Origin of the sequence: Luteibacter sp. UNC138MFCol5.1, from assembly GCF_900110505.1 — a bacterium.
Lineage (GTDB): Bacteria > Pseudomonadota > Gammaproteobacteria > Xanthomonadales > Rhodanobacteraceae > Luteibacter.
This window is the reverse complement of sequence record NZ_FODZ01000002.1, coordinates 470,115-484,015: the sequence shown is the minus strand read 5'-3', so window position 1 is coordinate 484,015 and position 13,901 is coordinate 470,115. Positions and strand designations below refer to the sequence as shown.

Annotated in this window: 8 protein-coding genes; 3 read left to right on the top strand and 5 right to left on the bottom strand. The window is 68.2% G+C overall.

Annotated features, from left to right (window positions below; translation table 11 throughout):
- Positions 1-52 precede the first annotated feature (52 nt).
- Complete coding sequence (locus BMY69_RS06520) at positions 53-1,435, top strand: FAD-containing oxidoreductase (RefSeq protein ID WP_090176243.1); 1,383 nt, start codon at positions 53-55, stop codon at positions 1,433-1,435.
- Here the strand turns inward: BMY69_RS06520 and BMY69_RS06515 are convergent.
- The 5 genes from BMY69_RS06515 to BMY69_RS06495 all read right to left on the bottom strand — a co-directional run bounded on the left by BMY69_RS06515 (position 1,413) and on the right by BMY69_RS06495 (position 7,844).
- Positions 1,413-2,843: an aldehyde dehydrogenase family protein gene (locus tag BMY69_RS06515; protein WP_090176240.1), complete on the bottom strand. Its 1,431-nt coding sequence runs from the start codon at positions 2,841-2,843 to the stop codon at positions 1,413-1,415. The two genes, BMY69_RS06520 and BMY69_RS06515, sit on opposite strands and share 23 nt — an antisense overlap.
- Before the next feature lie 73 nt (positions 2,844-2,916).
- Positions 2,917-4,263: an exodeoxyribonuclease VII large subunit gene (xseA, locus tag BMY69_RS06510; protein WP_090176238.1), complete on the bottom strand. Its 1,347-nt coding sequence runs from the start codon at positions 4,261-4,263 to the stop codon at positions 2,917-2,919.
- 74 nt (positions 4,264-4,337) lie between these two features.
- Positions 4,338-5,945 (bottom strand): carboxyl transferase domain-containing protein, encoded by a 1,608-nt coding sequence (locus BMY69_RS06505; protein WP_090176235.1) that lies wholly within the window; start codon positions 5,943-5,945, stop codon positions 4,338-4,340.
- A gap of 173 nt (positions 5,946-6,118) precedes the next feature.
- Positions 6,119-6,502 (bottom strand): hypothetical protein, encoded by a 384-nt coding sequence (locus tag BMY69_RS06500; RefSeq protein WP_090052390.1) that lies wholly within the window; start codon positions 6,500-6,502, stop codon positions 6,119-6,121.
- Between the two features lie 166 nt (positions 6,503-6,668).
- Positions 6,669-7,844 carry a thiolase family protein gene (locus BMY69_RS06495; protein WP_090176232.1) on the bottom strand — a complete coding sequence of 392 codons (1,176 nt, stop codon included), beginning with the start codon at positions 7,842-7,844 and terminating at the stop codon, positions 6,669-6,671.
- A gap of 186 nt (positions 7,845-8,030) precedes the next feature.
- Between BMY69_RS06495 and BMY69_RS06490 the strand changes: the two genes are divergently transcribed.
- Positions 8,031-10,844, top strand: coding sequence for an autotransporter serine protease (locus tag BMY69_RS06490; RefSeq protein WP_143070399.1), 2,814 nt, complete (start codon positions 8,031-8,033; stop codon positions 10,842-10,844).
- 173 nt (positions 10,845-11,017) lie between these two features.
- Positions 11,018-13,870, top strand: coding sequence for a S8 family serine peptidase (locus BMY69_RS06485; protein WP_177191089.1), 2,853 nt, complete (start codon positions 11,018-11,020; stop codon positions 13,868-13,870).
- The last annotated feature ends 31 nt before the right edge of the window (positions 13,871-13,901 follow it).

Genomic DNA, 13,901 nt, shown 5'->3' with positions numbered 1-13,901 from the left:
ATTTCCCGCCATCCGTTACGATGGGCGGGTCATCGCCTCCGGAGAAAGCACAGTGGCCCGTACGTTCGACGCCATCATCGTGGGAGCCGGCCAGGCCGGGCCCGCGCTGGCCAACCGCCTCACCGGAGCCGGGAAAACCGTCGCCCTCATCGAGCGCCACCTCGTCGGCGGTACCTGCGTGAACACCGGCTGCAAGCCCACCAAGACGCTCGTCGCCAGCGCCTACGCCGCGCGCCTCGCGCAGCGCGGTGCCGAGTACGGCGTCGGTGTCGGGACGATCACGATCGACATGCCGACCGTCGCGGCGCGCGCCCGGAAGGTGATCCTCGATTCGCGCAAGGGCAACGAGGACTGGCTCGCGGGCATGCCGGGTCTCACGCTGATCCGTGGGCACGCGCGGTTCACCGGACCGCGCCGGATCGAGGTCGATGGCGAGACGCTCGAGGCTTCACAGGTTTTCCTCAACGTCGGCGGCCGCGCACGCGTTCCCGATTTCCCGGGTGTCGACGAGGTCGATTACCTCACCAACAGCACGATCATTCCGCTCGAGTCGGTGCCGGAGCACCTGATCGTCGTCGGCGGTAGCTACATCGGGCTCGAGTTCGCCCAGATGTACCGCCGGTTCGGTGCGAAGGTGACGGTGGTCGAGCAGGGACCGCGCCTCGTTCAGCGGGAGGACGAGGACGTCTCCGCCGAGATCCGCGCCTTCCTCGAGGACGAGGGCATCGCGGTGCGTACGGGCGCCTGTTGCATCACGCTCGCGAAGCACGCCGATGGCGTCGCGGTGGGCGTCGACTGTACCGAAGGCGCGCCCGTCGTCACCGGCTCGCACGTGCTGCTCGCCGTCGGCCGCGTGCCGAACACCGACGATCTCGGCCTGGACAAGGCGGGCGTCGAGGTGGACAAGCATGGCTACATCGTCACCGACGACCATCTGGCGACGACCGCGGAAGGGGTCTGGGCGATGGGCGACTGCAACGGTAAGGGCGCGTTCACGCACACGGCGTGGAACGACTACGAGATCGTGGCCGCGAACCTGCTCGACGGTGGCGATCGCAAGGTGAGCGACCGCATCCTCGGTTACGCGCTTTACGTGGACCCGCCGCTCGGGCGGGTCGGCATGACCGAAACGCAGGCGCGTGCGAGCGGGCGGCAGTTGCTGGTGTCGAAGCGCCCGATGAAGCGCATCGGGCGCGCGGTCGAGAAAGGCGAGACGTACGGCTTCATGAAGATCGTCGCCGATGCGGAAACGAAGCGCATCCTTGGCGCCGCGATCCTGGGTACCGGCGGTGACGAAGCGATCCACGGCATCCTCGACATGATGAACGCCGATGCCCCGATCGACACCCTGCAATGGGCGGTGCCGATCCATCCGACGGTGTCGGAGCTGATCCCGACCGTCATCGGCGACCTCAGGCCTCCCGCATCACCATGAGCCGGAGCTCGGTCATGTCCTCGATGGCGTAACGCACGCCTTCGAGGCCGATGCCCGACGACTTGGCGCCGCCGTAGGGCATGTTGTCCACGCGGAAACTCGGGACGTCGTTGACGATGACGCCCCCCTGTTCCAGTTCGTCCCATGCGCGCATGGCGTGGCGCAGGTCGTTGGTGAACACCCCGGCCTGCAGGCCGAAATCCGAGTCGTTGGCGATCGCGAGCGCCTCGTCGAAAGTCATGAAGCGTTGCAGGAGCGCCACGGGACCGAAGGCCTCCATGCGCTGCAGCTTCGCGTCGCGCGGCACGTTCTCCAGCAGCGTGGCTTCGAGCATGCTGCCCTTGCGCCCGCCGCCACAGAGCACGCGCGCGCCGGCCTTCCTCGCCTCGCGAATCCAGCCTTCCAGCCGCTCGGCCGCCGTCTCGTCGATCATGGGCCCGAGGAAGGTCGACTTCTTCTTCGGATCGCCCGCCTTCAGCGCCTTCACCTTCGCGACCAGCTTGCGCCGCAGCGCGTCGTAGACGTCGTCGTGGACGAGGATGCGCTGCACGCTGATGCAGCTCTGGCCCGACTGATAGAACGCGCCGAAGACGAGGCGGTCGACGACGGCATCGAGACGATCGCCCTGGTCGGCATCGACGATGCAGGCGGCGTTGCCGCCAAGCTCCAGCGTCACCTTCTTGTGTCCCGCGCGGGCCTTCAGGTCCCAGCCGACCAGGCCGCCGGTGAACGACAGGAGCTTCAGTCGCGGATCGGTCACCAGGGGATCGGCGTGCTTGCCGTCCAGCGGGAGGATCGAGAACGCGCCGCGCGGCAGGTCCGTCTCGGCGAGCACGTCGCCGATGATCAACGCGCCGAGCGGCGTGCGCTCCGACGGTTTGAGCACGAACGGACAGCCCGCGGCGATCGCCGGTGCCACTTTGTGCGCGACGAGGTTCAGCGGGAAATTGAAGGGCGTGATGAAACCGACGGGTCCGAGCGGCACGCGGCGCGTATAACCGTGGTATCCCGCCGATCGCTGCGAGAGTTCGAGGTTGATCGTTTCGCCGTTGATCCGCACCGATTCCTCGGCCGCGATCTTGAACGTCTCGACGAGGCGAGTCACCTCACCCTTCGCGTCGTTGATCGGCTTGCCGGCCTCGACGCAGAGGGCGTAGGCGAGTTCGTCGCGGCGCTGCGTGAAGCGCGTGACGCAGTGCTCGAGCACCGCCTGGCGTTCGTACGGACGGAACCGCTTCATCGCTGGCGCGGCGGCGTGCGCGGCGGCGATCGCCTTGTCGAGGGCTCCCTCGTCGGGGAGCGCCACACGAGTCGCGATCTTGCCCGTGTACTTGTCGACGACGTCGACCTTGCGGGTCGACTTCACCGCGCGGTTGGCGAGGTAATAGGGGTAGCTCTTGTCGAGCATGGCGATGCCTCGATGGGGTCGGTATGGCCGGAGTGTCGCGCCTGCGACGTTCATCCGCCGTCGACGCGGGATATCAGTCCTCGCGGCGGACCTGGATCTCGCCGCTGCCCAGCATGACCCGCAGGCGGTCGCCGACGGCGACGTCGCCGGCACGACGGACCACGGCGTCGCGCTGATCGAACACGATCGCGTAGCCGCGTTCCAGCGTCGCGAGCGGGCTCACGGCGTGCATCGTGCGTGCCTGCTGCGCGAGGCGCAGCCGGTCGCGTTCCAGGCGGCGTTCGATGGTGGTCGCGAGGCGCTGCCGCAGTTCGGCGAGGCGCACGCGCGACGGGGTCAGGCGCAGGCGCGGATGCTGCGCGGCGAGGCGTGCCTGCAAACGTTCCAGGCGCGCGCGGCGGAGATGGTTCGACTGGCCGATGGAGAGCTCGAGCCGGCGTCGCAACGCCACGAGGCGCTGCGCATCGCGCGCGAGCCGCGCCTGCGGACGCTGCGCCGAAAGACGCGCCTGCCATTGATCGGCACGCTGCGCGGCGGCCTGCAGGCGACGCGACATGACGGTGGCCATGCGCTGGCGCAGGCGGTCGAGCCGGCGCTGCAGGTCGGCGCGGTCGGGCACGAGCAGTTCCGCGGCGGCGGAAGGCGTGGCGGCGCGAAGATCGGCGACGAAGTCCGCGATGGTGAAATCCACCTCGTGGCCCACGGCGGAGACTACGGCGACCGCGCTCGCATGGATCGCCCGGGCGACGGTCTCGTCGTTGAACGCCCAGAGGTCTTCGAGCGAGCCGCCGCCACGGGTCACCAGCAGCACGTCGTAGCGATCGCTCGCCGACGCGCGTCGCAACATCGCGGCGATCGCCGGCGGTGCCTCGCGTCCTTGCACCGGCACGGGCAGTACCTCGACCTCGGCGAGCGGGCAGCGCCGGGCGAGCACGCTCAGCACGTCGCGGATCGCCGCGCCGGAAGGCGAGGTGACGACGCCGATACGGCGCGGGAAGGCGGGCAGGGCGCGTTTGCGCTCGGGCGCGAACAGGCCCTCGGCACCGAGGCGTGCCTTGAGCTGCTCGAACTCGCGCTGCAGCGCGCCTTCGCCGGCCGGCTCCATGTGGTCGGCCACCAGCTGGAACTCGCCGCGCGCTTCGTAAAGGCCGACTTTCGCGCGCATCAGCACGTGCATGCCGTCGACCGGACGGAAGCGCAGCCGCGAGGCGGCCGTGCGGAACATCGCGCAGCGTACCTGCGCGTTGGCGTCTTTCAGGGTGAAGTACACGTGTCCCGACGCGGGGCGCGCCACGTTGGAGAGCTCGCCTTCGATCCAGACGCCCATCGGCAGGGCGTGCTCCAGCAGATCGCGCACCAGCCGGTTCAGGCCGGAGGGCGTGAAGATCTCAGCGGGCGCGCGGTCGTCGAAGGCGGACATGGGTCGACGAGGGTATCACGGCCGGAGGGAATGTCGATGGGGCGGGGACTTAGGTGACATTCCTCAGGTGTCGGCTACATCCGGAACACACCGAAGCGTCCCTGTTCGATCGGCGCGTTGAGCGACGCCGAAATCGCCAGGCCGAGCACGCGGCGGGTATCGGCCGGATCGATGATCCCGTCGTCCCACAAGCGGGCGCTCGCGTAGTACGGATGGCCCTGCTTCTCGTACTGCTCGCGCACCGGCGCCTTGAAGGCTTCTTCGTCTTCCTTGCTCCACGAACCACCACCGGCCTCGATGCCGTCGCGGCGGACGGTGGCCAGCACCGACGCGGCCTGCTCGCCGCCCATCACGCTGATGCGCGCGTTGGGCCACATCCACAGGAAGCGCGCGCCGTACGCGCGTCCGCACATGGCGTAATTGCCGGCGCCGAAACTGCCGCCGATGACGACCGTGAACTTGGGCACGTGGGAGCAGGCGACGGCGGTGACCATCTTTGCGCCGTCCTTCGCGATGCCGCCGTTCTCGTACTTGCGGCCGACCATGAAGCCGGTGATGTTCTGCAGGAACACGAGCGGCACGTTGCGCTGGTTGCACAGTTCGATGAAGTGCGCCCCTTTCTGCGCCGATTCGCCGAAGAGGATGCCGTTGTTCGCCACGATGCCGACGGGGTAGCCGTGGATGTGCGCGAAGCCGGTGACGAGCGTCTTGCCGTAGCGCGCCTTGAATTCGTGGAACTCGGAGTCGTCGACCAGGCGCGCGATCACCTCGCGGATGTCGAACGGGCGGCGGGTGTCCTCGGGAATCACGCCGTAGAGTTCTTCCGCCGCGTAGCGCGGCTCCACGGGCGCACGCACCGCCAGCGGCTGTTTCTTGACGTGGTTGAGCGAGCCGACGATGTCGCGCGCGATCGACAGCGCGTGCGCGTCGTTCTCGGCGAAATGGTCGGCGACACCCGAGACCGACGTGTGGACGTCCGCGCCGCCCAGCGCCTCGGCATCGACGACCTCGCCCGTCGCGGCCTTCACCAGCGGCGGCCCCCCTAGGAAGATGGTGCCCTGCTCGCGGACGATGATCGTCTCGTCGCTCATCGCCGGCACGTAGGCGCCCCCCGCGGTACACGAGCCCATCACCACGGCGATCTGCGGAATGCCCTGCGCGCTCATGCGCGCCTGGTTGTAGAAAATGCGGCCGAAGTGCTCGCGGTCGGGAAACACCTCGTCCTGCAGCGGCAGGAATGCGCCGCCGGAGTCCACGAGGTAGATGCAGGGCAGGCGATTCTCCATCGCGACTTCCTGCGCGCGAAGATGCTTCTTCACCGTCATGGGGAAATACGTACCGCCCTTGACCGTGGCGTCGTTCGCCAGCACCACGACCTCCTGGCCCATCACGCGGCCGATGCCCGCGATGACGCCAGCGGCGGGCGCCGCGCCGTCGTACATGTCGTGCGCGGCGAGCGGCGCGATTTCCAGGAACGGCGAGCCCGGGTCGAGCAGCGCGCGGATGCGCTCGCGCGGCAGCAGCTTCCCACGGGCGACGTGCTTTTCGCGCGCTTTCGCACCGCCGCCTTCGGCCGTGCGCCGGAGCGTTTCGCGAAGATCGTCGGTCAGGCTACGAAGGCGCTGGCTCGCCGCATGGTAATCGGCCGAGCGGGTGTCGAGCTGCGAGGTGATGATGGGCATGGAGGCGTTCGCGCGAGGACGAAACGCGAATGATAGCGGGCGGCGGCTAATGGAGAACGTTGCGGCGCGGCAATGCCCGGGGGATGGGAGATGGGAGGTGGGAGCTGGAGATTGCAAAAGAAACGGCCACCCGAAGGTGGCCGTTTCCTGATCCAACATGCAAGCGCGAGGGCTTACTTCTTGGAATCGTCCGCAGCGCTCTTGGCGTTGTCGGCAGCGTCCTTCGCCTGGTCGGCCGACTTTTCAGCCTGGTCGGCGGCGTTGGAAGCGGCGTCCTTCGCGGCGTCGGAAGCGCCACCGGCGGTCGAAGCCGAAGCGGCGGCCTGGGCCTGCGAAGCGGCGTCCTTGGCCTGCTCAGCCGACTGCTGAGCCTGGTCGGCAGCCTGGTTGGTCGCGGCGTTGGCCGACTGGTCGGCGGCCTGCTGGGCCTTGTCCGCCTGCTGCTGGGCATCTGCAGCCGACTTCTGGGCGTCTTGCGCGGAATCCTGCGCGCCGTTGCTGCAAGCTGCCAGAAGCGCGACGAGCGCAGAGGCGAGAAGGGTACGCGTCAAATTCATTGTGGTTCTCCTTAGCCGTGGAATGCCGTTAGGCGGGCGTATTAATAGCTCAGTTCTAATTGCTTAGCTATATGAGGGGCCGTGTCGCTTCAGGGGGCATTAAAGCCCATGCACATGGCGTGATCCTTTTCCTGAAACGTTCCGCCTTATGTCGTAGACATCCGGTTCACACCAATTCGATGGCGATCGCCGTTGCCTCGCCGCCACCGATGCACAGCGCGGCGACACCCCTTTTTGCCCCACGTGCCGTCAACGCATTGAGAAGGGTCACCACGATCCGGGCGCCGCTGGCGCCGATCGGATGACCCAGCGCGCAGGCGCCGCCGTGCACGTTGACCTTGTCGTGCGGCACGCCGAGTTCGCGCATGACGGCCATCGGCACCACGGCGAACGCTTCGTTGATCTCGAACAGATCCACGTCGCCAGCCTTCCAGCCGGCCTTGTCGAGCACCTTCGAAATGGCGCCGACCGGCGCGGTGGTGAACCACTCCGGCTCCTGCGAGTGCGTGGCGTGGGCGACGATGCGGGCGAGGGGGGTGACGCCCCGCGCCTTCGCGTCGTCCGCGGAAAGCAGGACGAGCGCCGCGGCACCATCGGAGATCGACGACGAGCTCGCCGCGGTGATCGTGCCGTTTTCCTTGCGGAAGGCGGCGCGCAGCGTGGGAATCTTGGCGACGTCGGAGCGGCCGGGCTGCTCGTCCTCGGCGAAGTCCTGCGCGCCCTTGCGGCCCTGCACGGTCACGGGAACGATCTCGTTGGCGAAGGCGTTCGCCTTCTGCGCCGCCTGCGCGCGCTCGACCGACGCGATCGCGTAGGCGTCCTGTTCTTCGCGGGTGAAGTGGTACTTGTCGGCGCACTGCTCGCCGAAGATGCCCATGGCCTTGCCGTCGTACGGATTGGTGAGTCCGTCCCACGCCATGTGATCGACGAGCTGGCCGTCGCCGTAGCGAATGCCCGTGCGCGCCGCGATCATGTGCGGCGCGTTGGTCATCGACTCCATGCCGCCGGCGACGACGATGCTGGCCGAACCGGCCTTGATCAGGTCGTGGCCGAGCATCAGGGCCTTCATGCCGGATCCGCACACCTTGTTGATGGTGGTGCATCCGGTGGCGGTCGGCAGACCGGCTTCGAGCGAGGCCTGGCGGGCGGGCGCCTGGCCGAGGTTGGCCGGCAGCACGCAGCCCATGATCACTTCGCTGACGTCGGCGGGCGCGATGCCGGACTGTTCGAGCGCGGCCTTGATCGCGATGGAGCCCAGCTTGGGGGTGGGGACGCCCGTGAACTGGCCAAGGAAGGAACCGATGGCGGTGCGCTTGGCACCCGCGATGACGATGTCGGACATGGTGACTCCGTGATGCTCGGAAGGCCGCCCGATCGGGCGGAAAACCGTTCGAGTATCGCAAGCCGGCCGGTGGCGGGGCAATCTGCGCCGCGGCATGGCGGGGATCCTCACGCCTGTGCCAAGATCTTGCGAGGGGAGGCCGCGCGGGGGCGCCGGCCCGACAATGACGTCGACAAGGGGATCCGGATGAAGTACGTGGCTTTTCCGCGCAGGCGCGAGCTTGCGCTGGCGGTGTGCGTGTGCATGGTACTGACCGCATGCGGTGGTGGCGGTGGTGGTGGGACGAAAGGAGGCGGAGGCTCCGGGGTTGTCGTAGCTCCGCCCACGACGCCGCCGCCCGTCACGCCGCCGGCCACGCCCACCGTCGATCCACGCCTGAACGCGCACCTTTCGCTGACCCACGCCGACGCGGCCCATGCCGCCGGCTTCACCGGTACCGGTTTCGACGTCACGATCTACGACACCGGCGTCGATGCGACCAACCCCGCGCTCACGGGGAAGATCGCCTATCAGACGTCGATCGTGGACCCGTCGACCAACGACACGAGCAAGGGCGACGTCTCGGGCCACGGCACCGCGGTCGCCCAGATCATCGCGGGATCCGCGCTGGGCGATTTCGGCGGTGGTATCGCGCCGGGCTCACGCATCCGCTCCGCGCGTATCGTGCCGGACAAGGCTCCCGTCGGCCTGCCCACGTCGACGGTGACTCCCGAGATGCTGACGAACGTAAAGAACGGTTCGTCGGGCAACCTGTATTCGCGCGTCGACGTTCATTCCTGGGGCGGAGCCGACTGGGATACATCCGATACGAGCCTGACGCAGAAATGGTATTCCTCGCTCTACGGTGGCAACGCGCTATATCTGTTCGCCGCAGGCGACGCGGGAAAGCTGGATCCGAACAACGTCGCGGCGCTTCCGACGCTACCGGCCTATCGGAACACCGGTGTCTGGAGGCGTTGGACGACGGTCGTGGCGCTCGACGGCACGGACCCGACGAAGCTGGCGGCGGATTCGAATCAGTGCGGCGCGACCGCGAACTATTGCCTCGCCGCGCCTGGCAGCGTGATCACGCTCGCCGCGACGTCGACGAAAGACCGTCCTGTGTACGAAGTCCGTAGCGGAACGGGTATCGCCGCCGCGCAGGTGGGCGCAGCCGCCGCGCTCGTGCTGGAGGCGTTTCCCGAGATGAATTACGACTCGCTGCGGCAGGTGCTGCTGTCTACCGCCGACGATCTGGGCGCGCCCGGCATCGATCCGGTATTCGGCAATGGTCGCCTGAACGTGGCGCGGGCCATTCGCGGACCGGCGAGCATCGACGACGAGCTCCTCGACCTGACGGCGACCGGCAGGCACTCGGTCACCTTCCGCAACGATATCGGTGGCAAGGGTGCCTTGCGCCTGCAGACCGATGCCGACACGACGATCATCCTCGCCGGCACCAATACCTATAAAGGCCGGACCAGCGTCTACGGGAACGTCGAAAGTCTCCACGGTTTTCCCGCCGACCTCTATGCGGGCGGAAGGGTCGTCACGCATGGCGACATCGGCGGGAACCTCTTTATCGATCATGAGCTGGTGACCGGCGACACGACGGTCCACGTTGGTAAGGATTTCTGGCCGACGCCCGACTTCGGGAAACTCACCGTGAAGCTCGGCGCGCCCCTGATCGTCGCCGGCACCGCGCACCTGACCGGCGATCTCACCATCGCCGGAGCGGTGCCCGGCTACGTGCCCACCTCGCACCAGACCGTGGTGCAGGCCGGTGGCATCGACGGTGCGTTCCAGACCATGACGCTGGGTACCGGCGTGCTGCTCTCGGCGACGCTGCAGTACACGCCGACGGAAGCGTGGCTCGACACGCGTACCCTCAGCGTGGCGAACGTCGCCGCCACAACGATGCCGCAATCGGTAGCGGCGCAGTCGTCGGCGCGCCGGCTCGACGGCGCGTTCGCACGGATCGATCGCGGCCTCGCGGACGGGACGATCGACCCGTCGATGCAGAACCTTTCGATGCTGGTCGCGGCGGGCAACGTCCAGCAGTCGGGCAGTACGCAGGTGGTGCGACGTTCGCTCGAGTCGCTCTCGGGCCAGCTTTACGCGGCGGGTACGGCGGTCACGCTGGCCGGTATCGATGCGGGCAACGACGCGCTCATCGAGCACCTCGATGCCCAGGAAGCCACGGGTGCGTGGACCCAGTCGCTCGGGACGCAGGGCAGCCTCAGCCGCGGCGGCTTCGGCAGCGTCGGCTTCAGTGTCGGCGGCAGCCTCGTTGGCGCCGACGTACGGCTCGGGCAGATGGGTTTCGCCGGTGTCGCGATCGCGCAGATGCGCAGCAGCGGCCAGCTGTCGGACAACGTGGACCGTCAGCGCAACCGCGCGACCGAAGGCATGTTCTATGCCGGATCGCGTGGCGACCGCTGGTACGGCGTCGGGCGGTTCGGCTACGGCAGCTTCCGGGGCGACATGCGGCGCTTGCTCCGTTTCGGCGAACAGGCAGCCTTCGCGGGCAGCGAAGGCACAGGACGCTACAACGTCGTCTATGGCGAAACCGGCTATCGCACGCACGCCGGTGCGTTCTCCGTGACGCCATTCGCCAGCGTCCAGTTCGCGTCCATCCGCCGGTCCGGGTTCGAGGAGTCCGGCGGTGCCGGCTTCGGCCTCAGCAGCGTCGGCCAGACGACCTCGCGCTGGCAGGCGGGATTCGGTGTGCGCGGAGGCGCCACGTGGCTGACATCGGCGGGGCGCCTGCGGCTCGTTGGCAAGCTCGCGTGGCAGGGCGCGTTCGTCACCCGTGGCGAGGTGTTTTCGGCGCGCTATACGGGGCTGGCCGAATGGGCGCCGGTCGAGGGCATCGGCCTGTCGCGCCACGCCACCACCGCTGGCATGGCCCTGGCCTGGGATATGGATGAACGCAGCCAGCTGGCGCTGGACCTCGATCAGCGCTTCGCTGACCGGGACAGGTCGCGGTCCGGCAGATTGAGCTATCGGAAGGCGTGGTAGCGGGCGTTGCCGCGCGCTGCCGCCCGCTGGAAAGGGCCTATCGAGAAAAAACGGCAGGACCGCGAAAACGTGACATGATCGTTGAGTTTTTTCTTAAAAAAATGTGGCACTATCCGCGCCAGGGGCACCACGGATCGCGGTGCACGACATTGACGTCAAGACCAGGGGACAACGTGAATACGATCATTCAGCTGCGTCAGCGCGACCTCGCGCTGGCCATTGCCGTGAGTGTGGGCCTGACCGCCTGTGGCGGCGGCGGTGGTGGTAGCAAGAACAGCTACAACGTCCCGGCCGTCGTCGCGCCGACGACACCGGCCGCCCCGCCGGCCACGACCACCCCGTCGACCCCGGCCGCCCCTACCTACGCCTTCCCGGTGGACGTGCAGATCACGGCCACGAACAGCGCGGCCGCGCACGCGGCGGGCGCGACCGGCGCCGATGTCGTCATCGGTATCGTCGATTCCGGCGTGAACGGCGCCAACCCCGCGCTCGCCGGTCGCGTCGCGGCGAACCTGACCTACGTCGATCCCGTGGCGAACAATGTTTCGGTGCCGGACGCGGTGGGTCACGGCACCGTCGTCGCCGAACTCGCCGCGGGCGCGGCGTCGGGCACGTTCACCGGCGGCATCGCGACCGGTGCGAAGATCGTGTCCGCCCGCATCATCGCCGACAAGGCGCCGACCGACGACGGTTCGGGCAACGGTAATGTCGTCACCTCCGCCAACCCGTTGGGCTCGATCAACAGCGACGTGATCGCGGCGGGTGCGAAGATCATCAACAATTCGTGGGACGGGCTCTACTGGGATGCCGGTTCCACCGACACCACGAACAGCTTCGCCAACGCCTACGGTGCCGCGGCCGGCGGTGCGCTTTATGTGTTCGCCGCCGGCAACAAGAGCAAGGCTGACCCCTCCGACCTCGCGGCCCTGCCGTTCCGCGTGCCGGCGCTCGAGCAGGGATGGCTTGCGGTGGTGGCGCTGGATGGCAACAAGCCCGACCAGCTGGCTTCGTACTCGAACCACTGCGGCAAGGCGATGAACTACTGCCTCGCCGCCCCTGGCGATGTCGTGGCCCTCGCGGCCACTTCGACGGCGGATAAGCCGGCCTACGTGACGGCGTCGGGCACGTCGTTCGCCGCGCCGCAGGTGTCCGGCGCGGCCGCCGTGGTCAAGGGCGTGTTCCCCACGTTCTCCATGTCGACGGTGCGCGAGATCCTCCTTGGTACGGCGGACGACCTCGGCGATCCGGGCGTCGATCCCGTCTTCGGCTACGGCCGGCTCAACGTGGGCAAGGCCATCCGTGGCCCTGGCCGTCTCGACTGGGGCCAGATGGCCGTCGATCTCGGCGAGAGCGATGTCACGTTCTATAACGACATCGCGGGAACGGGCGGATTCCTCGTCAACGGCAACAGCGCCGGCAACGGGGCGAAAACCGGCAAGCTGGTGCTCGCCAGCAACAACAACACGTTCACGGGCACGTCGACGATCAACGCGGCTGCGACGCTCGACGCGCTCTGGGATTTCCCGGGTAGCGCCACGGTGAAACAAGGTGGGTCGCTGATCGCGCGCCGCAACATCGGTGGCACCGTGTCCAACAGCGGCCGCGTGCAGACGACCGCGGCGGGCGCGCGCATCGACGGCGATTTCACCCAGACCAGCACCGGCACGCTGGTGCAGACACTCGGCGCGCCACTCGTCGTGCACGGTATCGCGACGCTCGCGGGCGAGTTCCACGTCGCCGGGGTGACGGACGGCTACGTGCCGACGATGCACCAGCAGGTGCTGACGGCGAGCGCGGTGCACGGCAGCTTCACCAGCTTCACGACGGAGCCGAACATCTTCCTGGCGACGACGCTGCAGTACGGCGCGAGCGAAGTCTGGGTCGACACGTCGCAGATCAAGGTCATCAACGTCGCGACGACGACCATGGCCGATTCGGCCGCGGCGGTTTCGTCGGCGAAGCGTCTCGATGGCGCGTTCGAAAAGCTCGACCAGGTGCTCACGTCGCCTTCCGCGGCGGGCGCGGTGGCGCAGGGCACGCTCGTGGCGGCCGGCGGCATCCAGCAGTCGCGCGACACGGCGACGGCGCGCGCATCGCTCGAATCGCTCTCGGGCCAGCTCTACGCCGCGAGCACGGCGGTGACCCTCGCCGGCATCGAGGCCGGTAACGACGCGCTGATGAGCCACCTGGACAGCCAGGGTGCCGGCGGCGCGTGGATGCAGTCGCTGGACGGGCAGGGCGGCCTCAGCCGATCGGGCTTCGGCAACGTCGGCTTCCAGCTCAACGGTGGCCTGGCGGGTAACGACATCCGCATCGGCAGCAACGGTTTCGCGGGCGTCGCGTTCGCGCAGATGCAGAGCAACGGGCAGCTGTCGGGCAACTTCGATCGCCAGCGCAACCGTTCGACCGAAAGCATGCTCTACGCCGGCTCGCGTGGCGCCAACTGGTACGGCGTCGGCCGGCTCGGCTTCGGCAACTTCCGCGGGAACACGCAACGCCTGCTGCGCTTCGGCGACCAGGCCGCGTTCGCCGGCGGCGACAACACCGGGCACTACAACGTCGCTTACGGCGAGGTCGGTTATCGTACGGATGCAGGCGCGTTCTCGCTGACGCCGTTCGCCAACGTGCAGCACGCCAGCATCCGTCGCGACGCCTTCGAGGAAACGGGCGGCCAGGGCTTCGGCCTCAGCGCGAACGGGCAGACGACCTCGCGCTGGCAGGCCGGCTTCGGCCTGCGCGCCGGTGCGTCGTGGTTCACGTCGATGGGCAAGCTGCACCTCGATGCGAAACTCGGCTGGCAGAACGCGTTCGCGACGAAGGGCGAAGTGTTCTCCGCGCGCTACACCGGCATCGCCCAGTGGGCACCGGTGGACGGCATCGGTCTGTCGCGTCGCGCCGGCACGGCGGGCATGACGCTCGGATGGGACGTGAGCGACCGGACGCAGATCGGGTTCGACGTGGACCAGCGCTTCGCGGATCGCGATCACGCGCGCTCGGCGAGCGCGACGTTCCGGATGAAGTGGTAAGTCGAGAATCGGTTGTGGGAAGCCCGCGAGC